The following is a 21344-nucleotide window of genomic DNA, read 5'->3' as shown; positions in this document are numbered from 1 at the left end:
CACTCGTTCGTTCGCGCTAAAGGTCACCGACGATCGACGTCAACGACGTCGACACGGACCGTGTCATCACCGGCAAGCGCACCAATAACGGTGCGTAACGCGCGCGCAGTACGACCAGAACGACCGATTACTCGACCGAGGTCTTCTGGGTGCACGCGTACTTCAAGAAGTTCACCGCGACGCAAACGCTTTGTTCGCACCGTGACGTCATCGGGGTGGTCAACGATTCCCCGCACGAGGTGTTCGAGTGCGTCGGGAAGCATCAGGCCTCTTCCGAAGCATCGCTCGCGGTGTCAGCTGGTGCCGACTGCGCTGCTTTAGCCTTTGCCTTTTCAGCGTCGTCGTTGACCTTGGAGATCGCAGCAGCTGGATCAGCTTTTGCGTCTTTGGTCTTCAGGCGACCCTCTGCCCCAGGAAGGCCCTTGAACTTCTGCCAGTCACCTGTGATCTTGAGCAGGTTGAGCACCTGGTCAGTGGGCTGTGCACCCACGGAGAGCCAGTGCTGCGCACGCTCTGAGTCGATCTCAATGAATGACGGGTTCTGCGTGGGGTGGTACTTCCCGATCTCTTCGATGGGGCGACCATCACGACGGCTGCGTGAGTCTGCCACAACGACACGGTAGTGCGGTGCACGGATCTTACCCATGCGCATAAGACGGATCTTGACTGCCACTTGAGTGGTTTCTCCTGTTTCGGATGGAGTGGTGGGTCTCGTCGAGCGTGGGGACAGTCGAGGTGACGCCACCCGGACACAACTGACTTTGGTGAGAGGGGCCAAAGAAGTCGAGTACAGGCATTGATTATGCCAGAGACATCTCTCCTGATCTACATGCCGGATGGATGAATGCGTCACACGACACACCAACAGTCACCCACGCCACGGTGCGACAATGTGACGTGGGCGGTGGAGCTCAGTGATATCACGGCGCGGATCGTTCTCGTACCCCACCACCGCAGCAGGTAACCTCGCAGCCCGCGGTGCTGCCGCGAGGAACGCTCTCGCCTGCCAAGTCGCTGCGTCCATGACCCGAGGGGCGGGCACACCCGCAGCAACCAGCTCGGCACATTCATCAGCGATGCGCCCGTGCTCAATAGTTCCACCTGCATCTGTGCCAACCAGCAGTTTCACGCCCGCCTCGACCATGTGTGCCACATGGTCATAGCGGCGCTCACCCATGGCGCGCATCTGCCGGGCAAACAAGGGGTACCGGTGGCCTTGATCCGCAATCTGAGAAAAGCGCCCCACCTGAAGCAGCGTGGGAGTGACAGGAACAGCAGCATCCGCTGCGCGCGCCATATGGTCCGCTGTCATCCCTGTGCCATGTTCGATGCCATCAATACCTGCATCAAAGAGATCGTCCAACGCTGCGGTAGAAAAAGTGTGTGCGGTGACTCGAGCACCGAGGTCATGTGCTCGCGCTATCCCCTCCACTAACTGCCGCCGTGTCCACAATGGAGCGAGTTGTCCGGTGGAGCGATCAATCCAATCCGCCACGATTTTGACCCACCCATCACCCGCCTTCGCTTGGGCCTCGATTGCTGCAGGTAACTGCTGAGGATCATCGAGTTCCCACGCGAAATGACGGATATATCGCCGGGGCCGGGCAATATGGCGCCCGGCACGGATAATCGACGGCGTGTTTGGCTCACCATCAAGGAACCTGGTGTCCCGTGGCGAGCCTGCGTCCCGCACGAGAGTTACCCCACTGTGCCAGGTCGCATGAGCTTGCTGCCTGGCAGCGTGATCGCTGGTTGCCCCCTGTGCATCAAGCCCTATATGGCAGTGTGCATCGACAAGGCCCGGGAAAAAGAACCCTGTCAATGTCTGTGTTGGGTTCCCCGCTGGTGCACCGGTGGTGAGTTCGTCTGTTAACCAGGCGCGCGTCACTGTTGTTCCATTGTTTAGGACAATGGAACCGTTGAGTTCCACGCACGCCACAGACACGTTACCGGCCTAAAAACTTGTCGAACCCTGACGGCAATTCCACTGATGAGGCGTCAATGTCCTTGCGCACACCGAACGATGCCCCTCCAGAACTGTTCCCTTGCTGCTTGTCACGAGCTGCCTTCCGGGCGGCCGCAGCACGCTGTTGTGGGGTGAGTTTCTTGTCCTTCTTCGGTTGACGAGCCCCCGCACGCTTGCCCACGCCAGGCATCTTCCCCATCGTTGGCATACCACCACCAACACCAGGACCAGCCTTGGCCATCTGCTTCATCATTTTTTGAGCTGCCTCAAACCGCTGCAGCAACTGGTTAATTTCCTGGACAGTGGTCCCTGAACCGCGAGCAATACGCGCGCGCCTGGACCCATTGATGACTTTCGGGTTGTCCCGTTCTGCAGGTGTCATTGACTGAATGATCGCCTCAATACGGTTCACTTCACGCTCGTCAAAGTTGTCGAGCGCTTCGCGCATCTGCCCCATCCCCGGCAGCATGCCCAACATTTTCTTCATCGAGCCCATGTTCTTGAGCTGCTGCATCTGAGACAAGAAATCCGCGAGCGTAAAATCCTGACCGTCAGCGACTTTCTGCGCCATTCGCTCAGCTTCTTGCTGATCGAAGACCTTTTCTGCCTGCTCAATGAGAGTCAGAACGTCACCCATATCAAGGATACGGTTAGCCATACGATCAGGGTGAAAGACCTCAAAATCAGTGAGGTTCTCACCAGTTGAGGCAAACAAAATCGGTTGACCGGTGACCTTAGCAACCGACAATGCCGCACCACCACGGGCGTCACCATCAAGCTTGGACAGGACCACACCAGTGAAGCCCACTCCATCAGCGAACGCACGAGCAGTAGCCACTGCGTCTTGGCCGATCATCGCATCGATGACAAAAAGAATTTCGTGCGGTGAGACTGCGTCACGAATATCAGCGGCCTGCTCCATGAGCTCCGCATCAACACCAAGACGACCAGCCGTGTCGACAATGACCGTGTCATGCTGACGCGCTTTTGCGGTCTCGTACCCAGCACGGGCAATTGCCACCGGGTCACCAGCCGACAACCCAGGCGTAGCCCCCTCCCCTTGGTTGCCGGGGTGTGGCGCATACACGGGCACACCGGCTCGCTCGCCCACAATTTTCAGCTGTTGCACGGCGTTCGGACGCTGCAGGTCAGCCGCAATCAGCATCGGCGTGTGGCCCTGCTCGCGCAAGTGCACGGCCAGCTTGCCAGCAAGCGTCGTCTTACCTGCCCCCTGCAACCCAGCCAACATGATGACTGTGGGGCCAGTTTTGGCGCGCTGAAGAGGACGAGCAGTCCCTCCAAGGACCGTCACCAGCTCATCGTGAACAATCTTCACAACCTGTTGGGCAGGGTTAAGAGCCCCCGAGACCTCAGCGGACAACGCACGTTCACGCACTGCCCCGGTAAAGTCACGAACCACACTCACCGCGACATCCGCATCCAGCAGAGCACGACGAATCTCGCGGATCGTAGCATCGATATCCGCCTCACTGAGGCGTCCTTTGCTCCGCAGGTTCTTAAAAGTTGATGTCAGCCGATCAGACAGCGATGCAAACACGTGCTTCCCTTGATTCGCAAAATAATGACAGTGTCAAAGCACTAGCCTACCCGCCAAGCCCCGCAGACACAGCAACCACCATCACCGCACCCCATCACACCTTCACCACAGCAGTGCACAAAGACCCACAACCTCATTGATTCATCACGCGCAGTGTCGCCTGGAACAGATCATCAACGAGACGAGCACGCCACGATGCCCACCCAGCCTCCCCCAACGAGGACCCATCGGCCTCAGTGACACCTCGAAGCATCACGAGTCGGTCCACGTTTCCCTCCAGCGCATCAGCAAGCTCTCCGGCCACTGCAGGGTCCTCCACATCGCGAGTTGTTGCCCACTGAGCCAACGTCAGATGGTGGGCCACCACACACCGCACATCGGCTACCACAGTCGGCGAATATCCCATCCGTTCCACGATGGGCCCAACCATCTCCGCGCCATATGCTGCGTGATCAACCCCACCAGCCGGTTTACCGATGTCATGCAACAGGGCGGCAAGAAAAAGCGACTCACTGCGGGCAACCTGGGAACGCCACGGTCGAACCCGCATCACCGTCTCAATAAGGTGCCGATCCAGTGTGTGTCGATGGATCGGAGCACGTTGCGGTCGGTGTCGAAGAGCGTCCCACTCAGGAATCCACCCTGACGTCACCCCGGCAATGTCAAACACCTCCCAGATGTCCGCGAGCGCTGGCCCACTGGCTAAGAGTTGGTCAAAGAGGGAGCGGGCGGGAGCTGACCACGGGAAGGTGAGGGGCGGCATGGCGCTGAGGCTGGGGACAACTGACCCGGAAATAGGGAGTCCCGTGCGGGCGGATGCAACAGCAAGGTGGAGGGAAACGAGGGGGTCGTATCCCCCTGGTGGTGGGGGTGGCAGCACCAGTTCTCCAGCCAGTTCGACAACGGATGGAGCGACATAGCGGAGGCGTGGTGCGCTGCGTTTGCCACGGATGAGTAGGGTGCGCTGGATGCCGCTTCCTCCGGTGAGAACAGCGATGGCACGGCGTATTGTTACGTCAAGTTCGAAGGCGATGCGTCGTGCTGCGTGGGCAAGATCTCGGACGAGATCGTCCGGGTCGTCGTAGCCGAGGTGCGCAGCGACGTCTGCACGGTCGACGGCGAGGAGGGTGTTGGCGTGTCGGGCGGTCACGAGGTGGATGGCGTCTCTGACGTCGTGGATCCATTCGATCGCGTCATCGAGTTCGCCGTGTGATCGGTCAGTGAGCCAGGATGCTGCGATGGCGTCAAGGACTTGGGCATCGCGCAGGCCTCCACGGCCTTCTTTGATGTGAGGGTCGAGGCTGTATGCGACGTCTCCGAATTGTTCGTGTCGATGGTGAATGGAGGTGCGAAGGCTGGCAAGTCGGGTGCGGGCGGCGTGCCGCCAGTCGGTGAGGATTGCTGACGATGCGTCATGTGCGATGTGTTTGTCACCCGCGATCCAGGTCATGGTGAGCATTCCGACGGCTGCAGCAATGTCGTGTGAGGCAACTTGTCGACATTGAGCTAAGGAGCGGACAGAGTGGTCGAGGTCGAGTCCGGCATCCCATAACGGGTACCACACGTGTGGGGCGATGGTTTGTGCGGCATCTGCTGTAGTGCGTTGTGGGTCGTAGACGACGAGGAGGTCGAGGTCGCTCATCGGCCCCATGTCTCCGCGGCCTAGTGACCCTACGGCGACCAGTGCGATGCCCTCTGGGTTGGTGTCGGGGTTTGAGCTGAGGGCGTTGTCCCAGATGTGGGTGAGTTCTTTGGTGACTGTCGCGGTGATGCGTGCTCTGCGTGTACTTCCCGATGCTTCTTCGCGGGCTATTTGTGCGAGCGTGTCGCGGAGATTGAGAAGTGTCATGGGTCCCCCTGTGTGATAGTGCGCAAACGTGCTGGGGCGCGGACCGGTGTGCCGGTCCGCGCCCTGTGGGTGGGGTTACAGCGCTGAGGGTCCTTCTTCTCCTGTTCGGACTCGGGTTACTGAGTCGACGGGGATTGTCCACACCTTGCCGTCACCGATGCGCCCGGTGTGGGCGGCCTGGGTGATAACTTCTCCAACGCGGTGCGCATCTGGGTCGTCGACGAGGATTTCGAGACGGATTTTGGGGACGAGGTCGATGGTGTATTCGGCTCCTCGGTAGACCTCGGTGTGACCTTTTTGGCGACCGTAACCGCTTGCTTCACTGACAGTCATGCCACGGATTCCAGCAGCTTCGAGTGCTGATTTCACTGCGTCTAGGCGGTGGGGTTGGATTATCGCTGTCACAAGTTTCATGGCTTGACCTCCGAGTATGCTCGTGCGCTGAGGGTTTCGTAGGCGCTTTCTCCGTGGACTGCGAGGTCAATTCCTGCGACCTCAACTTGTTCGCTGACTCGCCAACCGAGGGTTGCTTTGATGCCGAGCGCAAGGACCGCTGTGACGGCGGCAGAGAAGGCCATGGCGACAACAGCGATGATCACTTGGACTGCAAGCAGTGATACTCCCCCACCGTAGAACAGTCCGCCATCGAGGGCGAGGAAGCCGATTCCTACTGTTCCCCAGAGCCCTGAGACGAGGTGGACTCCAACGACGTCGAGTGAGTCGTCGTAACCAAACCGGTATTTCAGTCCGACCGCGAGTGCGGACAGTACTCCGGCGATGAGGCCCAAAATGATTGCCCCGAAGGGGCTGAGTGACCCGGCAGCTGGGGTGATGGCGACCAGACCAGCAACAACACCTGATGCTGCGCCGAGTGAGGTGGCGTGTCCGTCACGGATTTTTTCTGTGAGGAGCCATCCGATCATGGCTGCGGCTGTGGCTGTGGTTGTGTTAACCCAGGCGAGACCTGCAATGCCGTCTGCTGCGTAGGCGGAACCGGCGTTGAACCCGAACCATCCGAACCACAAGAGTGCTGCGCCGAGCATCACGAAGGGGAGGTTGTGGGGCCGCATCGCTTCGGTTCCGAAGCCCTTGCGCTTGCCGATGATGAGAACCAGAATAAGTGCTGCGATACCGGCGTTGATGTGCACAACTGTGCCACCTGCGAAGTCGACGGGCGATGCGATCGATGCGAATGGTCCGTCGTCTGACAGGAGCCCACGTCCCCAAACCATGTGTGCCAGGGGGAAGTAGCTGAGCGTGACCCAGAGCCCGCTGAAGACAAGCCAGGAACCGTACTTCACTCGGTCTGCGATGGCCCCGGAGATCAGGGCTGTGGTGATCATGGCGAAGGTGACTTGGAATCCGACGTCGACGATGACCGGAAGGCCATCGGAGACAGCGAACTCAAAGCCATCCGCACCGTGTGTGAACACTCCGTTGAGTGCCCATTGTTCGAATGGGTTCCCGAATATTCCGCCGATGGATTGGTCCGCGTAAGACATTGACCATCCGTACAAGACGTACAGGATGCCAATGACTCCCATCGCACCAAAGGACATCATGAGCATGTTCAAAACGCTTTTTCCACGAACCATTCCGCCGTAGAAGAACGCAAGACCCGGGGTCATGAGAAGCACGAGCGATGCGCTGATGAGCATCCATGCTGTCATCCCTGAATCAATCATGTGGTGTCACCTCCCTTGTCAGCCGGGCGGCTGACCTGGTTTAACTGTGCGGGAGGCGGGTTTCGGGGGCGTCAGTGTTGCGTTTCGTTCACGTCACGGTCACCACAAAGGTGTAAACACTGTGTTTCAGATCACGGTTGTGGTTCGGTTGTACCAGTTCTACTGGGATGTGCCGAGCAGACCATCGACGAACTCTTCAGGGTCAAATGGAGCAAGGTCATCGGGGCCTTCGCCGAGACCTACGAGTTTGACGGGGACACCAAGTTCTCGTTGGACGGCAACGACAATGCCGCCTCGGGCAGTGCCATCGAGTTTTGTCAGCACAATCCCGGTGACCCCAGCGACTTCAGAAAAGACGCGGGCTTGGTTCATCCCGTTCTGACCGGTTGTGGCGTCTAAGACAAGGAGGACTTCACTGATGGGCGCTTCACGGGTGATAACTCGAGTGATCTTTGACAGCTCATCCATGAGTCCTGTTTTGTTTTGCAGGCGTCCTGCCGTGTCCACAACGACAACATCAACACTGTTTGTGCGCCCTTGCCGCACTGCGTCAAACGCAACGGAAGCTGGGTCTGCTCCGTCACGGTCTGCACGAACTGTGCGCACTCCTACTTGTTCACCCCAGGTTTGTAGTTGGTCGGCTGCTGCGGCACGGAAAGTATCAGCGGCCCCCAAGAGCACGTCTTTGCCTTCCGCGACAAGGACGCGGGTGAGTTTCCCAATTGTTGTGGTTTTCCCGGTGCCGTTGACTCCGACAACGACAATGACGGCTGGAGCGTGCGGGGGTGTGCTCACTGAAGTGTCGAGGTGAAGTGAGCGGTCCAGTGTGGGGTCCACTAACGTGAGGAGTTCTTCACGGACGAGAGCCCGCAGGGCAACTGGATCTTTGATTGCTTCCACGCGAACCCGTGTCCGTAGGGCGTCAATAAGCTCTGTTGCTGGTCCTACACCAAGGTCTGCCATGAGCAGGAGGTCTTCGATGTCATCCCAGTCGCTGTCGGCGATGTGGTCCTGTGACAGCATGACCAGGAGTCGTTGTCCCAAGGGAGACCCAGACGAGGCAAGACGGTGTCGGAGCCGGGCCATCCGCCCGTGTACTGGTGCGAGCGGTGATTTTTGGTTCTGGTCAACCGCTTGTTCGGTTCCATCGTCATCTGTCGATGCGCCTTGCTGGCGTGCGCTGTCACGGCCTGTTCGCTCATCGGTGGTGTCAGTGGTGGCCGGGGCGTCCGTTGCGGAGCTGCTGGAGGAGCGGCGTTTATGCGCGAAGCCTGCATAGCCAAGGCCGCCAAGGACAACAAGTGTGGGTACGAGATAGGCGAGGAGATCTGTCACCTCATTAGTGTGACAGATTCACTGACTACTCGGAGGATGATGCCCGCTCTCGTGAGTGTCGGACCGCGCTGACTGTGTCCGCAACGTTTTCGAGGAGGTCCTCGACTCGCTGGGCGAGCAAGACTGCTGTGTCTTGTTCGTTGTCCACTGCGTGTGTTGCAGCCACGAATTCATCCCATGTGAGTTCCCCCACGGCTTCGTTGATGGAACCAAGGGATGGTTGGTCCTCCGCCCCAGGGTTCACTTCGGTGAGACGTTGTTGGGCGTCAAAGACTGCGACTTTGCGTCGCGCTTCACGGACACGCTCTGAGTCAACGATGCGCAGGATGGCTGCGACGGTGATAACCCAGGCAAAGAGGCGCAGACCACTTCCGCGCAGTCCGCGCCAGGCATCGCGCCACAATTGTGTCCATTGTGTGCGACCACGGCGAGGATACGGTGAGTCAGTGTCATTGCCCGTGGCCGTGACATGCCCGGCCACGATGAGTACCGCAACGGCGAGGAGAAAAGCACCACAGAACCACAAAAAAACTGACGTCATATTCTCAGTTCTAGCACGGATTTTCGCGCCTCAACACCAAACATGTGATGAATTTGTGGAGCCTTACGAAGCTGTCAGTCGGTGGCTAATGACAGTCGACACACCGTCGTTGTGCATAGTGACCCCATAGAGTGCATCGGAAATTTCCATGGTGCGTTTTTGGTGCGTGATGACGATGAGTTGGGAGTCTTCTTGTAGTTCCTTGAACAGCAACAAGAGCCGGGAAAGGTTCATGTCGTCCAGCGCGGCTTCCACCTCGTCCATGACGTAAAAAGGACTTGGCCTGGCTTTGAATATGGCCACGAGCAATGCCACCGCAACCAGGGACCTCTCCCCACCTGACAACAGGGAGATTCGTGTCACTTTCTTACCTGCTGGACGCGCTTCGATCTCAATTCCTGTCCCCAAGGGATCTTGTGGGTCAGTCAGGGTCATCCGTCCCGTTCCACCTGGGAACAGACGAGGGAAGATCCGCTCGAAATGAGCGGCAGTGTCCTCGTAGGCAGACAAAAAGACCGCTTTGACTTCATCATCGATATCGCGGATGAGGGTCAAGAGATCAGCTCGTGACTTTTTCAGATCATCGAGTTGCTGGGCCAAAAAGACGTGACGCTCCTCTAACGCTTTGTACTCTTCTAGGGCAAGGGGATTGATTTTCCCCATGGTTGACAACTTTTTGCGAGCACTTTCCCGTGCTGCCTCGACGCCAGCACGGTCAAACGGTTGTGTCATCTCGAGAACGCTGTCCCCACCTTTCTTCAGTGCCTCCCGGTAGTTCGGGGTGTACTGGTGCGGACCGTACTGGTCAATGAGTTGTTCAGCGTCGAAACCAAATTCTGCCATGGCTCTGTCGATGAGGCGGGTGTGCTCAGCGTGCAAGGCCGAGACCTCCAGGTCAATTGTGTGGAGGTGATCTTTTGCCTCATCGTGGCGTTCTGACAGGCTACGTTCCTTGTTCCGCAACCCACTAATGTGCTCATTTGCAGCGAGATATGCGTCTTCAAGGAGCGCCAGTTGTTCGCGCGCATCACGCTCTGACCGCTCCACATGGATCACCAACGCGTGTGCTTGCTCCGCGACCTCAGACGTTGCTTGTCGCTGGCGCGCTCGCTGGTCCGCCAACTGCTGAGCGACCTCAATTGCTCTCCTTTCCCGGTCGATGGCTGCCGTCAGCGACGCTAACTTTCCCTGCTGGGCGGTCCGTTGTTCTTGCAACGCACGCAGGTGGACTTTCGCCTCAGTCTCGTGGTCGTACACTGTGCGCAGCTCGCCGTTGAGTGCTTCACGCTCCTTGCTGCTCTGCGCCGCTGGTTGCTCAGGCTCAGTAGCGAGGTGCTCGTTCAACAGGGTGGTGAGTTCAGTGACCCGCGTGTGGGCGGCGGTATGTTTCGCCATGAGGCTGGTCACGTGAGAGGTTGCCCGTTGGTGGGCGACACGTGCACCCTCGCGTTGCGCGGATGCATGCGCGTGTTGGGCGCGCAGATCACTGTACTGGGACCGTTCGTTGGACCACTGTTCTTCTGCTACACGAACCTGTTCGATCGCTGCTTGGTGCCGCTGTACTGCGGCATTGTGTTCACGTGTCAGTTCCTCACACCGCGCGTTCCAGGTGGCTACATCATGGTGGTGCCGGTCCCGTTCCTCTTTCACCAGCGCGTGGGCTGATCCTTGTCTGCGTGTGTTGATGTGGTGAGAGCGGACAACGTCGCACTGATCCGTCACAGCGGTGTCAGTGGGGTGTGCTTTGACCCATGCACGGGCGTCCTCGAGGTGAGGTACGTGAACGGTGTCTGCGAGCCATTGGTGTAAGAAAAGGGTCAGTTGTGCTCGCAGTTGTGGGTCAGGGGCACTGATAAGCCCAGGAATGTGCTCACTGAGATGAGGTGAAGTAGCGAGTGTGGATGAGGACTCAGTGACTGGTGGGAGGTGGATGAGATGAAGTTGCCCGTTGTCATCTGCTTGCGCAAGCTCGTAGGCTCCCTTTTCTGTTGCTACGACAAGAGCGTCAAGAAGTGACCCAAGAACGACCATCATCTGTGGGGCGTGCGCGGCGGTGGGGTCAAGAAACTCCACGAGGGTCCCGTGAACATCGTGATGGTCGCTCAGGTGTGTCGGTACGTCACGTAGTTGGGCTGTGAGAATGTCTACGCGCGCTTGTGCTGCTGACAGATTCGACGTCGCGGTGGCTAGTTCGCGGGCGAGCTCAGCACTGCGTGCCGCCCAGGTTCGTTCCATCGCGCGCGCCTGGTTGAGTTGGTCCGGTGGTGTATCTGGTGCGGGGGGTAGGTCTGTTGGTTCGCTGAGCTTGTTCAGTGCTGCGAGCGCTTCGGTCGCTGACTGTTGCGCTGTGGCGAGGTCGTCAGCGATGTTGTCCATCAGGGCTCGGTGTGCGGCGAGGTCTGCCGTGAGTTGGTCACGCTTTTTTTCGTAGTGTCGATGCGCTGCAACTTGGTCGTTGTGGGCTCGCTCGGCTTTGTTGAGGCGTTCAGTCAGTGCTGTTCGTGTGGCTGTGATGCGTGCGAGTTTGTCGCGTTGTTCGGTGAGTTGTGCGTCCAGTTGTGTGATCGCGGTTCGTACATGACGGGCAGCGGCTTCAGTGGTGTGTGTGGTAGTTATTGGTGGCGTTGTGTGGGTGTCACCAAGGTGACGCAAACGTTCTTCTGCGACGTGGATCAGTGACTTAAGCCGTTCGTGGTTGCGGCTCAGTGTGATGACGGCCTGTGAGAGTGCTGAGCGGCGCGGGGAGGCGTCTGCTGCCGCTTTTTCTTGGTGAGCGAGGTTGGATCGGACGACGTCAAGTTGGCGGTTGATGTCATCACGTTGCTCACGCGCTTGGGTAAGGACTTGTTGCCGATCCTTCAACAGTGCGGAAGCGGTGGTGAGGTCGTCGGCCAGAAGACGTTGATTTGTGTCTCGATCGATTGCTTGGAGGATCGCGGCACGTTGCGCGGCTTGTGCTTGTCGGGCCAACGGCCCTAGTTGACGGCTGAGTTCAGCAAGGAGGTCGGCAAGGCGTAAGAGGTTTCCTTGCATGGAATCCAGTTTGCGTAGAGCTTTTTCTTTACGACGGCGGTGTTTAAGTACACCGGCTGCCTCTTCAATGAATCCGCGCCGTTCGGTGGGGGTTGCACGAAGAACGGTGTCGAGTTGTCCTTGCCCCACAATGACGTGCATTTCGCGGCCGAGCCCTGTGTCAGAGAGGAGTTCTTGAATATCCAAGAGTCTGACTGGTGCGCCATTGATGGCGTACTCGGATCCACCTTGGCGAAACAGGGTGCGGGTGATAGTCACTTCGGAGAACTCAATGGGCAAACGCCCGTCAGAGTTGTCGATGGTGAGTGACACTTCTGCTCGGCCCAGTGCAGGTCGAGCAGAAGTGCCCGCAAAGATGACGTCTTCCATCTTGCCGCCGCGCAGTGTTTTTGCCCCCTGTTCACCCATGACCCAGGCTAGAGCGTCCACCACATTGGACTTGCCTGAACCGTTGGGCCCCACAACACACGTAATTCCGGGCTCAAAGTCGAAACGCGTTGCTGAGGCAAAGGATTTAAAACCGCGGACGGTCAGTGTTTTGAGGTGCAATCAGTGACCTTGGTGAATGTGTGGAAACCACAGAGCGATCTCGCGTTGGGCAGATTGTGGGGAATCAGAGCCGTGGACAAGGTTCTGGGCAACGGGTAGTCCCCAGTCTCGTGCAAGGTCACCACGGATGGTGCCGGGCGCGGCCGTGGTGGGGTCTGTTGTTCCGGCAAGAGAACGGAATCCCTCGATGACACGGTTACCTTCGACAACGAGCGCCATGAGTGGTCCTGATGACATGAAGGAAACTAACGGTTCATAGAATGGTTTACCTTTGTGTTCCTCGTAATGGTGTGTCAACACATCGCGGTCTGCTGTGCGCAGGTGCGCTTCGGCGATGCGGTATCCCTTCGCTTCGATGCGGCGGATAATCTCTCCGATGAGCCCCCTGCGGACACCATCTGGTTTGACAAGGACGAGCGTGCGTTCTGTCTGGGTGTGTGTCATGGTCATCACTTTAGCGAACGCACTTGGGTGCGTGGAAACATCGTTACTGTGGCGGGACGTTTGGGGCTGTGTCTGGGTGGTGCGCATCGTAGTGCGCTCGTTCAGTGTCAATTTTGGTTCCCAAGACCAGTGAGGCCACCCACACGCCAAGGAACACGAACGCCACAATGAGGAATGTGGGGTCAACGAACGCTGTAGTCACCATCCATCCCACTTGTGTAAGGCCGCCCGCAACGATACCCAACCGCGTGTGCTGCACTCGTGAGACCACGAGAAGAGTCACCATGAGGCAACCACCAATGATCCATAGGGTGGTTTGTGGTGCCTGGATCAGGCCTGCCGCCGAGAAACGGACAGCAACAAGCGTTGCGAACAAAACAACAAAAGCCTCCAGTGCGAGCGTGGTGGCCAGGAACTGGCGGCGTGCACTGGGTTTCGCGATAATGCGCGAACCAGGTTGGGGAGCGTTGGTCACTGACCAAGACTATCGGATGACACCTCTGCCTCTCCGAACCCACCAGCTATGGCCTCAACCACTGCATCGTGTGCTTGTTTCGCTTGGTTGCCTTGCGCCACCACGGTGAGGGCTTGTCCCCCGGTTGCCCCGAGTTTCATGATGTCAATCACCGAGCTGCCGTTCGCTCCGTTCAGTGTCACTTGGGCATCAAAACCAGCGATGAGGCGAGCAAGAACTGCCGCAGGACGCGCGTGTAAGCCTAAGGCGTTGCTGACAGTTACTGACGAGGACACAGTCCCTGGCTCCTCGGTTATCTCAGCTGCAGGTGTCGGGTCGTGAGCTAAGTCAGTGAGCAGCTCCGAGGCCGCTTGGTGGGCCCGGCGGACCACTTCAGCTGCTCCTGCACCTTGGGCTGCGGCTACACTGCCGGCAACCCCACCCTCGACAAAAGGAGCCTGCGCCAGCGTGATCCGTCCATCAAGTTCAGCCGGAAGGAACTCCAGCACTGACTGAGTCGACAGCACAGCAGACCCCAGGTCCGCGAAAACAACAACGTCACGCAACGGACCATCATGGTCTTCCACAAATCCCGCAGCTCGTTCAATCGCATCAGAAATCGTGTCAAAAGATGTGCCCAACGATCCATCCTCAAGTCCTCCAGCAGGAACCATGACAACGTCTGGCGCCATTTGCGCACATAAGTCCACGATGCCTTGGGCAAGGTGAGGGCTATGGGACACAAAGACAAGGGCAACATCATGAGTCATGGAATTCTCCGTTCGTGGCGGTTTGTGCAGCAGCCTTCAGGATAAGGGCAGTGGACTGCGCTCCCGGGTCCCTATGTCCCACAGACCGCTCCCCCAAGTAACTTGACCGGCCTTTTGATGCGCGCATCGCAACGGTCGCGTCCGCCCCCGCACACGCCCCCTGTGCAGCCGCAACGAGAACCTGCTGAGTGTCTGCCCCGGACAATGCGGCAACCTGCGCCGCCTTCACCGCACTCTCCCACGCATCGACCATGGTTTTCTCGCCGGTCACTGCGTGTCCGCGCATTTCAATTCCTTCACAGGCTGCCACCAGGAGATCGATAACACAGTCACCATCGAGCTGCCGGCTGCGCACCGCCTTTGCAGCGCGCAGCAACGCAGTGCCGTACAAGGGCCCTGAAGCGCCACCAACTGTGGACATGAGCGTGGTCGCGGCAAGCGTCAATACGGTCGACGTGTCAGTATCAGAGGCAGACTCCTCCAAGCGCTGTTCCAGTGCTGAAAACCCACGCGCTAAGTTTTCACCATGGTCACCGTCTCCGATGACACGGTCGAGAGAATTGAGTTCTTCACGATGGTCACGCATGACCTGGGCACACTGAATCATCCAGCGGCGTGCCCAATCACCAGGCACGGTCATTGGTCCTCCTGTTGTCGAATTCACCAGCGCAACGCTGCAGTGTGGACGGGCGCATCCCACAGCGCTAACAGTTCGTCATCGAGGCGCAACACGCTCAAAGAGGCTCCTTGCATGTCCAATGAAGTGACATAGTTCCCCACCAGCGACCGAAGAACACGAACCCCCGATTGGGCAAGGAGCTGAACCGCTTCACGGTGGACAAGATATAACTCAGACAGCGGGGTCGCTCCCATACCGTTCGTCAGCACAATCACCTCGTCACCGTGTGATAAATCGAGGTCCTGACTGATTGCTGTCATGAGTGTGGCCACAATTGTGTGGGCATCTGTCATTTTCTCTCGCCGACGCCCGGGCTCACCGTGAATCCCGATACCCACTTCAATCTCGTCGTCGGCTAAGTCAAACGAAGGGGTTCCAGCGTGAGGGACAGTGCACCCCGCAAGGGCGACTCCCATGGACCGCATGTGAGAGTTCACGCGTGTTGCAATGCCTGCTACCGTCTCGAGATCATCTCCGCGTGCGGCCGATGCGCCAGCAATTTTCTCCACAAAAACCGTACCAGCGACACCGCGGCGTCCGGCCGTCCACGTGGAGTCTTCGACCGCGACATCGTCATTGACCACCACTGATCGCACATCAATTCCGCTGCCCTCCACCAATTCGGTGGCCATATCAAAGTTCATGACATCACCGGTGTAGTTCTTCACGATTGTGAGTACACCAGCACCGCGATCAGCTGCCCGAATAGCCGCTTCAATGGCGTCAGGTGTTGGTGAGGTGAACATCGCGCCGGGAACAGCAGCAGTGAGCATCCCGTCACCGACGAAACCCGCATGCAGAGGTTCGTGGCCGGAACCACCACCGGACACCAAAGCCACAGTCGCGAAGTCCAGTGGGTGTGTTCGCACAACAAACGTGGGGTTGTTGTGCACTGTGACCAGATCGGGATGAGCTAGAGCAAACCCCTCCAGTGATTGCATCACCACGTCCTGCGGGTCATTAATGAGCTTCTTCATGCCGCGTTCCACCTGCTCTCGTGTGGGTCACTGATCACCTTGCTCCATTGAATCACCGCAGGGTCCGGCACGCCTGCTGGGGCGCTCTCAATCGCGATCAGGAACTCCCAGCGGCGCTACCGCCGCCGTTCACGCAGGAGAAGCGAACGGGCATGCGCTACCAACAACACTGAACCAACAATGAGAACCCCGGTTCCGATACCGCTTCCCACCGTGTCTTGCGACTCGGCACGTGTTGCGGCGGCATCAATGGCGGCGTCAAGCACAGGCTCAACAGCTACTCGGTCCTCACCAAAGATGTCACGAGCAATGTCGGCCAGATCCTCGATGTCCGCTGCTCGCGGAGAATCAATACTGGTCACCACAACCTCAGCCAGGTGTGGCTCCAAGAGGGCAAACAGCGTTTCTGCATCCTTGTCAGCTAAACAAGACACGACCCCCACCAATCGTGTGAAATCAAAGGACTCATCAAGCGCCTGAGTTAATGCCTCAATCCCACCTGGATTATGTGCCGCATCAAGCACAATTGTGGGACTTGAGCGCACAACCTCAAGACGCCCCGGCGACGTCACCTTCGCGAAACCCGCCTCCACAATGTCACCATGAAGCGCTCCCCCACCAGCCATAACCACCTCCGTGGCAACCAGTGCCGCAACCGCGTTGTCCGCCTGGTACGACCCAAATAACGGGAGAAACACGTCAGTGTACGTCGCTGCAGGTGTTCGCAACGACACAAGTTGCCCCCCCACCGCAGGAAGACGAGAGGCAACACCCATGTCAACACCATCGGCAATAACTTGCGCACCCACCTCGTGGGCTCGATGCACAATCACATCATGAGCACTCGGTGGTTGCGCGCTGACAATCACGGGACGCCCTTCCTTGATGATCCCCGCTTTTTCAGCGGCAATATCAGCATAGGTGTCGCCTAACCACTGGGTATGATCCAACGAAATCGGCGTGATGATCGACACTTGCGGCGTGATGACGTTGGTTGCATCCCATACCCCTCCCATCCCCACCTCAACAACAGCAACATCAACCGGCGCGTCAGCAAATGCCGCATAGGCCATGACGACAAGCACCTCAAAGAAACTGAGCGCTGGCCCCCCTACAGCCTGGGATGACGCATCGACCATTTCAATGTAGGGAATAACATCCTCGTACACCTCAACAAACCGGCGGGCAGAGACCGGTTCGCCATCAATGGTGATGCGCTCGGTAACCGACGCTAAATGAGGTGAAGTGAACCGGCCGGTCCGCAGCCCATGTTCAGCGACCAAAGACTCCACCATGCGCGCGGTCGACGTCTTTCCGTTCGTGCCCGTGATGTGAACCGAGCGGAAAGCGTGTTGCGGATTCCCCAACAGATCCAGAACCTGTGTGACACGATCCAGTGTCGGCTCAAAGTCGTGTTCCGGGTTCCGCGCCATAATGGCGTGATACACCCGCGCCAAATCGTCACGATCCTGCGCACTGTCCTGGAACTCAGTGTCTTTCTTAGCCACACGCTATCCTTCACTTCACGGGCACAACCGGGTGTTCCCAGTCATGGTGTTATGCCGTTACCGCAACCGCGATCTTTCTGTCACCAGCAGACACAGTCACCGACGTTGCCAACGTTTCACGGGCAATGAGATCACGGTGAGTAGACACCGCCTCCACCTCGCTTGCATCGACCACCAGGTCCAACACAATCCGATCAGAAACGTTCAGCCCAGCGTTCTTGCGTGCTTCTTGGACATCACGGATCACATCACGCGCTACACCCTCAGCGATTAACTCATCACTCAACGCCACATCAAGAACAATGAACCCACCAGTCCCCAGCACCGCAGCTGCACGAGCATCCGCAGCATCAGTGTCGACCACCGTAACAAGGTCATACTCAGTCGCTATAAGTGGCACGTCCCCGTCAGCGGTGTGAACAACAACCTCACCGTTCACAGTGTCCCACGCACCAGCTTTCGCTGCCTTAATCACGGCTTGAACACCACGACCAAGACGAGGACCCGCTGCACGAGCATTCACTGTCAGCTGTTCACTGATCCCATAGCGCTGTGCTGCTGACTCATCAAGACGCTCCAACACCACCTGACGCACATTGAGTTCGCCCTCAAGAAGACCTGTGTACGGAGCAAGGGCATCCACGGACTCGCTCACCACAGTGAGCGAGGACAACGGTTGACGCACCCGCAACGCGTGCGCTTTACGCAACGCCAACGCTAAGGACACCGCCTCACGTAATTCGTCCATTGTCGCAACCAACGCATCGTCAGGCGCAAAAACCGCCCCCAACTCACCAGACATGTCAGGCCAATCCACAAGGTGCACAGAACGCCCACCAGTGAGCCCGCGCCAAATTTCCTCAGACACCAACGGCGCTAGCGGGGCAAGCACACGACACAACGTTTCCATCACAGTGAACAACGTGTTGAACGCGGTCTCGTCTTCCGCCCAGAACCGGTCACGCTGTGTGCGCACATACCAGTTCGTCAACTCATCCAAATAGTCACGAACAGACTCACACGCACCAGCAATGTCGAACCCATCAAGCTGACCAGTCATGCCATCCACAAGGTGGCGAGTCCGTGCAAGAATGTACCGGTCCATAGCAGGCAAATCGCCCACCTCATCAGCGCGGATAGCACGCGCAAGATACCCCTGCCCCTGCCCGACCGCGGACGCGTACATCGTGAGGAAGTAGTAGGTGGACCATACCGGCAACAGCACCTGACGTACCGAATCACGGATGCCGTCCTCAGTGACCACAAGGTTCCCGCCACGAAGGATCGGACTGGACATGAGGAACCAACGCATTGCATCGGCACCATCACGAGACAGCACCTCAGACACATCTGGGTAGTTACGCAGCGATTTACTCATTTTGCGGCCATCAGAACCCAAGACAATGCCATGCGACACCGCAGTACGGAACGCTGGACGATCAAACAACGCAGTGGCTAACACGTGCAGCGTGTAGAACCAGCCACGCGTTTGTCCGATGTACTCCACAATGAAGTCACCTGGATAGTGGTTGTCAAACCAGTCCGCGTTCTCAAATGGGTAGTGAACCTGCGCAAACGGCATGGAACCTGAGTCGAACCACACGTCAAGGACATCAGGGATCCGACGCATCGTGGACTGACCGGTGGGGTCATCAGGGTTAGGCCGAGTAAGGTCATCAATGTACGGGCGGTGGAGGTCTGGTTCACCACGATCATTGAGGGGCAGGCGCCCAAAGTCACGTTCCAAGTCCGCCAAAGACCCGTACACATCCATACGTGGGTAGGCAGGGTTGTCCGAAACCCACACAGGAATGGGCGTTCCAAAGTAACGGTTCCGGGAAATTGACCAGTCACGAGCGTTAGACAACCACTTGCCGAACTGTCCATGTTTGATGTGTTCGGGAACCCAGGTGACATCCTCGTTGAGTTCCACCATACGGTCGCGAAACTCTGTCACCCGAACAAACCACGAGGACACAGCCTTATAGATCAGCGGGTTGCGGCAACGCCAACAGTGCGGGTATGAGTGCTGGTAGGTTTCGTGCCGGACAACCAAGGCTCGTTCTTTGAGGTCGCGGATGATCGTGGGGTTCGCATCGAACACTTGCACCCCCTGGTAGTCACTCACCTCAGGGGTAAAGCGGCCTTGAGAGTCGACGGGCACGACCGTGGCAATTCCCGCTTCTGCGCACACGGCAGCGTCGTCTTCACCAAATGCTGGGGCGAGGTGGACAAGCCCTGTTCCGTCCTCAGTAGTCACAAACGATGCGGCGAGGACCTGGTGGGCGTTGTCAGCTCCAGCGAAGTAACGAAACGGAGGCTGGTAGTGGAGTCCGGTGAGGTCCGCACCGGTGAGGGTCGCCACGATCTCCGGGGCTTCGCCTAGTTCCCGTGCGTAGGCAGCAAGGCGAGCCTCGGCCACGACAAACTTCGCCCCGGCGAACTCACCAGATGCGGGGCGGACAACGACGTAGGTAATGTCGGGCCCGACAGCCACAGCAAGGTTAGAAGGCAGGGTCCATGGTGTGGTTGTCCAGATGAGAAGTGACGCATCGGCGAGGTCACCGGTGGCACCAATCAACGGCAGGACAACGGTCAGCGCTGGGTCTTGGCGGGATTGGTAGACGTCGTCGTCCATCCGCAGTTCGTGGTTTGACAGTGGGGTTTCGTCACGCCAGCAGTACGGAAGAACCCGGTGCCCTTCATAGGCGAGCCCTTTGTCATACAGTTGCTTAAACGCCCAGATCACCGATTCCATGAAGGTGACGTCCAGGGTTTTGTAGTCGTTCTCGAAGTCGACCCAGCGTGCTTGTCGGGTGACGTATTCTTCCCACTCCTTGGTGTACTTCAGCACTGAGGTGCGGCAGGCTTCGTTGAAGGCGCCGATTCCCATTTCCTCGATTTGGGATTTGTCAGTAATCCCCAGGACGCGTTCGGCTTCAAGCTCTGCGGGAAGCCCGTGGGTGTCCCACCCGAAACGCCGTTCCACTTTTCGGCCACGCATCGTTTGGTAGCGCGGAACAACATCCTTCGCGTACCCGGTGAGCAAGTGCCCATAGTGCGGAAGCCCGTTGGCAAACGGGGGACCATCGTAAAAAACAAACTCGTTCGAGCCGTTGTCACCCGCGTCACGTTGATCAATGGACGCCTGAAAGGTGTGGTCCGTCGCCCAGTAGGCAAGGACGTCGTCCTCAATGGCCGGGAAGTTCGGCGAGGATGGGATCGCGGTGGTGTCGCGGTGTAACGGATAACGGGAGTTTGAACCCATGGTGGAGCACTCCAAGGTGGGACCGGCTGAGTCGTGGCGCTGCGAGGACGAACACCGTGCCGTGGGGCACGGAGCCGCGGTACCACCCCGCTTGCCAACTGTGTGGACGCGGATGCCCCACAGTTGACCTCTCAATTCCAGGTGATGACGGGCCTGATCCGTCCGGTTCTACTGGGGCTGTGCTTCGCGCGTGGGTCCCGGTGGGCGTGAGTCCTTACGGTTCATCACTGCGCGTGACATGGCCTTTTCTTCCGGAGGCTCGCCGGTGATAGCCGGGTCAACGCCACATGTTGTCCATCGTAGCGGGTGGAGGTTCCTCGCGTCACGTCGGGTTACTGTGTCTCGAATGACAGGGCGGGTGGGTTAGGGAGTGTGTGATCGTGCGCTGAATGCTTCGATGTCATGCAGGACAAGGTATTCGATGGTGATGACCCCGTGGCGTCCTGTTTTCAGGTGTGCGGCACCTAACTGTCGATGTGCTGCTTCGGGGGACGGTTCGGCTCGCAGCGGTTCGCGATGGTACGAGGGCGCCCCAGGGGGCCGCGACACGATCGGTGACACACTGGTCACGGCGGTCAAGGGGGCGGTCGTGGCAGTTGGTTGAGACAACGCGAGTGAGAGGGCAGTCATGGTGCTTTTCTGTGAGCTGGCCGGATAGGGCCGGGGTGAACGTGGGCGCTTATTCAGGCACAACACGAACAGCAACACAGCACCGCGCACACGCGACG

The 21344-nt window shown here is 58.3% G+C and carries 18 protein-coding genes; all 18 read right to left on the bottom strand.

The window, feature by feature from the left end:
* Window positions 1–23: 23 nt before the first annotated feature.
* Window positions 24–263: an RNA-binding protein gene (locus JDEN_RS04940; protein WP_015771270.1), complete on the bottom strand. Its 240-nt coding sequence runs from the start codon at window positions 261–263 to the stop codon at window positions 24–26.
* A complete protein-coding gene (gene rpsP / locus JDEN_RS04935; protein WP_015771269.1) occupies window positions 263–673 on the bottom strand; it encodes a 30S ribosomal protein S16 in 411 nt (136 codons plus the stop codon). The genes JDEN_RS04940 and rpsP overlap by 1 nt, the downstream gene beginning before the upstream one ends.
* A 195-nt stretch (window positions 674–868) precedes the next feature.
* Window positions 869–1945: an amidohydrolase family protein gene (locus JDEN_RS04930; protein ID WP_015771268.1), complete on the bottom strand. Its 1077-nt coding sequence runs from the start codon at window positions 1943–1945 to the stop codon at window positions 869–871.
* Between the two features lies 1 nt (window position 1946).
* Window positions 1947–3524: a signal recognition particle protein gene (gene ffh, locus JDEN_RS04925; RefSeq protein WP_015771267.1), complete on the bottom strand. Its 1578-nt coding sequence runs from the start codon at window positions 3522–3524 to the stop codon at window positions 1947–1949.
* A 133-nt stretch (window positions 3525–3657) separates the two neighbouring features.
* Window positions 3658–5373: a [protein-PII] uridylyltransferase family protein gene (locus tag JDEN_RS04920; RefSeq protein ID WP_015771266.1), complete on the bottom strand. Its 1716-nt coding sequence runs from the start codon at window positions 5371–5373 to the stop codon at window positions 3658–3660.
* 75 nt (window positions 5374–5448) lie between these two features.
* Window positions 5449–5787: a P-II family nitrogen regulator gene (locus JDEN_RS04915; RefSeq protein WP_015771265.1), complete on the bottom strand. Its 339-nt coding sequence runs from the start codon at window positions 5785–5787 to the stop codon at window positions 5449–5451.
* Window positions 5784–7058 carry an ammonium transporter gene (locus JDEN_RS04910; RefSeq protein ID WP_015771264.1) on the bottom strand — a complete coding sequence of 425 codons (1275 nt, stop codon included), beginning with the start codon at window positions 7056–7058 and terminating at the stop codon, window positions 5784–5786. The genes JDEN_RS04915 and JDEN_RS04910 overlap by 4 nt, the downstream gene beginning before the upstream one ends.
* Window positions 7059–7217: 159 nt before the next feature.
* A complete protein-coding gene (gene ftsY, locus JDEN_RS04905; protein ID WP_015771263.1) occupies window positions 7218–8393 on the bottom strand; it encodes a signal recognition particle-docking protein FtsY in 1176 nt (391 codons plus the stop codon).
* 25 nt (window positions 8394–8418) lie between these two features.
* Complete coding sequence (locus JDEN_RS04900; protein ID WP_015771262.1) at window positions 8419–8934, bottom strand: hypothetical protein; 516 nt, start codon at window positions 8932–8934, stop codon at window positions 8419–8421.
* A 63-nt stretch (window positions 8935–8997) separates the two neighbouring features.
* Window positions 8998–12516 carry a chromosome segregation protein SMC gene (gene smc, locus JDEN_RS04895; RefSeq protein WP_015771261.1) on the bottom strand — a complete coding sequence of 1173 codons (3519 nt, stop codon included), beginning with the start codon at window positions 12514–12516 and terminating at the stop codon, window positions 8998–9000.
* Window positions 12517–12960 (bottom strand): nucleoside-diphosphate kinase, encoded by a 444-nt coding sequence (ndk, locus tag JDEN_RS04890; RefSeq protein ID WP_015771260.1) that lies wholly within the window; start codon window positions 12958–12960, stop codon window positions 12517–12519.
* Between the two features lie 43 nt (window positions 12961–13003).
* Window positions 13004–13435, bottom strand: coding sequence for a DUF4233 domain-containing protein (locus JDEN_RS04885; protein ID WP_015771259.1), 432 nt, complete (start codon window positions 13433–13435; stop codon window positions 13004–13006).
* Window positions 13432–14184 carry a dihydroxyacetone kinase phosphoryl donor subunit DhaM gene (gene dhaM / locus JDEN_RS04880; RefSeq protein ID WP_015771258.1) on the bottom strand — a complete coding sequence of 251 codons (753 nt, stop codon included), beginning with the start codon at window positions 14182–14184 and terminating at the stop codon, window positions 13432–13434. The genes JDEN_RS04885 and dhaM overlap by 4 nt, the downstream gene beginning before the upstream one ends.
* Window positions 14174–14824, bottom strand: coding sequence for a dihydroxyacetone kinase subunit DhaL (gene dhaL, locus JDEN_RS04875; RefSeq protein WP_015771257.1), 651 nt, complete (start codon window positions 14822–14824; stop codon window positions 14174–14176). The genes dhaM and dhaL overlap by 11 nt, the downstream gene beginning before the upstream one ends.
* 20 nt (window positions 14825–14844) lie before the next feature.
* Entirely contained in the window at window positions 14845–15840 is a 996-nt protein-coding gene (gene dhaK, locus JDEN_RS04870; RefSeq protein WP_015771256.1) for a dihydroxyacetone kinase subunit DhaK, read from the bottom strand.
* 116 nt (window positions 15841–15956) lie between these two features.
* Window positions 15957–17348 carry a bifunctional folylpolyglutamate synthase/dihydrofolate synthase gene (locus JDEN_RS04865; protein ID WP_015771255.1) on the bottom strand — a complete coding sequence of 464 codons (1392 nt, stop codon included), beginning with the start codon at window positions 17346–17348 and terminating at the stop codon, window positions 15957–15959.
* 49 nt (window positions 17349–17397) lie between these two features.
* Window positions 17398–20616 carry an isoleucine--tRNA ligase gene (gene ileS / locus JDEN_RS04860; protein WP_015771254.1) on the bottom strand — a complete coding sequence of 1073 codons (3219 nt, stop codon included), beginning with the start codon at window positions 20614–20616 and terminating at the stop codon, window positions 17398–17400.
* 363 nt (window positions 20617–20979) lie between these two features.
* Window positions 20980–21246: a hypothetical protein gene (locus JDEN_RS04855; protein ID WP_015771253.1), complete on the bottom strand. Its 267-nt coding sequence runs from the start codon at window positions 21244–21246 to the stop codon at window positions 20980–20982.
* Between the last annotated feature and the right edge of the window lie 98 nt (window positions 21247–21344).

Origin of the sequence: Jonesia denitrificans DSM 20603 (assembly GCF_000024065.1) — a bacterium.
Taxonomy (GTDB): domain Bacteria; phylum Actinomycetota; class Actinomycetes; order Actinomycetales; family Cellulomonadaceae; genus Jonesia; species Jonesia denitrificans.
Note: the sequence above shows the minus strand (reverse complement) of the source record. Positions and strands in the feature narration are given on the sequence as shown.

Excerpts from the sequence above, each read along its gene's own strand:
- JDEN_RS04940 (WP_015771270.1), bottom strand. The coding sequence starts at position 263 with ATGCTTCCCGACGCACTCGAACACCTCGTGCGGGGAATCGTTGACCAC.
- JDEN_RS04920 (WP_015771266.1), bottom strand. The coding sequence starts at position 5,373 with ATGACACTTCTCAATCTCCGCGACACGCTCGCACAAATAGCCCGCGAA.
- JDEN_RS04915 (WP_015771265.1), bottom strand. The coding sequence starts at position 5,787 with ATGAAACTTGTGACAGCGATAATCCAACCCCACCGCCTAGACGCAGTG.
- JDEN_RS04910 (WP_015771264.1), bottom strand. The coding sequence starts at position 7,058 with ATGATTGATTCAGGGATGACAGCATGGATGCTCATCAGCGCATCGCTC.
- JDEN_RS04900 (WP_015771262.1), bottom strand. The coding sequence starts at position 8,934 with ATGACGTCAGTTTTTTTGTGGTTCTGTGGTGCTTTTCTCCTCGCCGTT.
- ndk (WP_015771260.1), bottom strand. The coding sequence starts at position 12,960 with ATGACACACACCCAGACAGAACGCACGCTCGTCCTTGTCAAACCAGAT.
- dhaM (WP_015771258.1), bottom strand. The coding sequence starts at position 14,184 with ATGACTCATGATGTTGCCCTTGTCTTTGTGTCCCATAGCCCTCACCTT.
- dhaL (WP_015771257.1), bottom strand. The coding sequence starts at position 14,824 with ATGACCGTGCCTGGTGATTGGGCACGCCGCTGGATGATTCAGTGTGCC.
- dhaK (WP_015771256.1), bottom strand. The coding sequence starts at position 15,840 with ATGAAGAAGCTCATTAATGACCCGCAGGACGTGGTGATGCAATCACTG.
- ileS (WP_015771254.1), bottom strand. The coding sequence starts at position 20,616 with ATGGGTTCAAACTCCCGTTATCCGTTACACCGCGACACCACCGCGATC.
- JDEN_RS04855 (WP_015771253.1), bottom strand. The coding sequence starts at position 21,246 with ATGACTGCCCTCTCACTCGCGTTGTCTCAACCAACTGCCACGACCGCC.